The organism is Bifidobacterium miconis (genome assembly GCF_019331735.1).
Lineage (GTDB): Bacteria > Actinomycetota > Actinomycetes > Actinomycetales > Bifidobacteriaceae > Bifidobacterium > Bifidobacterium miconis.
Window position 1 is genome coordinate 1 of the sequence record NZ_JAHBBH010000080.1, and the last position, 1,909, is coordinate 1,909.

The window sequence follows — 1,909 nt, forward strand, 5'->3', positions numbered from 1 at the left end:
GTGGTCAGCTTGCTGGTGAGAACCTTCAGCTCGGCAGCATCGGCGGTGTAGAAGTGCTCGCCGCCCTTCGACAGACGATGAACCGTGGTGTCGCCGTACAGGTCGGCACCAGTGTTGTGAGCGAACACGAGCTTCTCCCAAGCGGCCTTCAGCTCGGTCACGATCTTGGTCGAAGTGGCCTTATCGATACCGGAAGCCGGAGCCTGATACTTGGCGGTCTCGTACTCCTTGTAGATCTTGTCGTACGCAGCTGCGTAATCAGCCCAAGACTTCGCAGTGAACAGCTTATTGCTCTTCACGGAACCATCGACATACTGCAGAGCAGCCTCGACAGCGTCAGCGGAAACCTGCTTCCACACGGCCTCAAGTTCGAAGTCAGCGGTCTTGTCGCCAACCTGCCAATCCAGGGTCACCAAATCGCCAAGAGTAAAGATTTTCTTGGGATCATTGGTGAGGATCTGGTTCCCGGAGACCTTGGTCAGCTTCCAGCCGGCGAGGTAGTAGCCGTCACGGGTCCACGCCGGAGCGAGGGACTCGTCAAGGAACGCGCCACCAGCAACCGTCTTCGACACAGAAGCCTGATGACCCTTGTAGGAAGCATCCTTAAACGTGACCTTGATACCGGTGGTCTTGTTGTACCACACAGCATTGAACGTCGTGTTCTCCTCGATCTTGATGTTATTGATCGCGTCGTTCTCCGTGGTCACCAGAACGTTCTCAGCCTTGCTGACGTCCACGCCCTGGTTCTTCAGGTACGAGGTGAGCGCGGTCTTGAACTTGCCGTCCTTCGGCTGCCAGCCGGCGAACGTGAAGCCGTCCTTGGATGGGGTGTCCTTCGGCAGGGCTGCCCACTGCTCGCCCTCGGAATTCACGTCCTGAGTGCTGACAGTGTTGCCGTCGACCACGAAGGTGACCTTGTACACCGCAGAAGTGCCGCCTGGCACGTACGTGACATCACCGTTGCTAGCAGTGTTGCTGATCTTCCAAGAAGACACGGTCTTCGTCGTGGCGTTCGGATAGGCGTCAGTGTCCTGCGGGATTGTGAACCACGCTGGAGCGGCGGCCTTCGACGCGTCAGTCACATCAACCTTCAGCACGCTATCAGGAGTGCCGTCGGACTTCGCGCCAACCGGATAACCAAAATCAGTCAGATCCTTGTTCGGGTCCGTGGAAGTGGCATCGAATGTAGCGATCTTTGCATCGACCTGATCGCCGGCCTTGATGGTAAGAACCTCAGCCTCATCGCCATTCGGATCAGCGACTTCGAGGCCCTTGAGCTGGCCCTTGACGCCATCGATCGAATAGTTCGTGTACAGATGATGATCGACAACGTCCTTCGGCAGAAGGTTGTCGGACAGCTTCGTGCCCTGAGCAACATACACCGCGTACTCGGTGCTTTCAGCGGCATCACCCTTCTTCGCGTCCTTCGCGTAGGAGGCGGTCTTGCCGAACGGGGTCTGCACGCCAGCGATACCCTGCTCGAAGTCAATCTTCACGACGCCAAGGTTCTCCAGCTTCGCGCCGTAGTACTCCTCAAGCTCGATCGGCTTGAGCGTCACGCTGCCGGTCAGCTTCGTGTTGAAATCAACCGGGGTCTTGCCATCCAGCGACCAGCCGCCGAACACCTTGTTGTCGCCGGCAACGTTCGCGTAGCCCGGGATGTTCGCGTAGCCGCCGATCGCGTCCGTGATCGTCTCGCCCGCATACGCGGAATAGGACGTCGAATTAGTGGCCTTGTCGAACTTCACCGTAACCGTCTTCGCGGCCGGATGAGCCACCGAATTAGCGGCGTTCGCGGTACCCGCGGCGACGCCCATCGTGGCCAGCATGGCCAGCGAGGCGAGGCCGGCGAGCGGCGCGCGCCAAACCTTGTTGTTTCCTGTCATAGTCAGGAACCTTTCTTCTAGGG

1 protein-coding gene is annotated in these 1,909 nt (G+C 58.6%); it reads right to left on the reverse strand.

What is annotated here, in order from left to right; genetic code table 11:
• On the reverse strand, positions 1-1,886 hold a 1,886-nt coding region (locus tag KIH79_RS12660), incomplete at its 3' end, for an InlB B-repeat-containing protein (protein WP_219059710.1).
• Positions 1,887-1,909 lie beyond the last annotated feature (23 nt).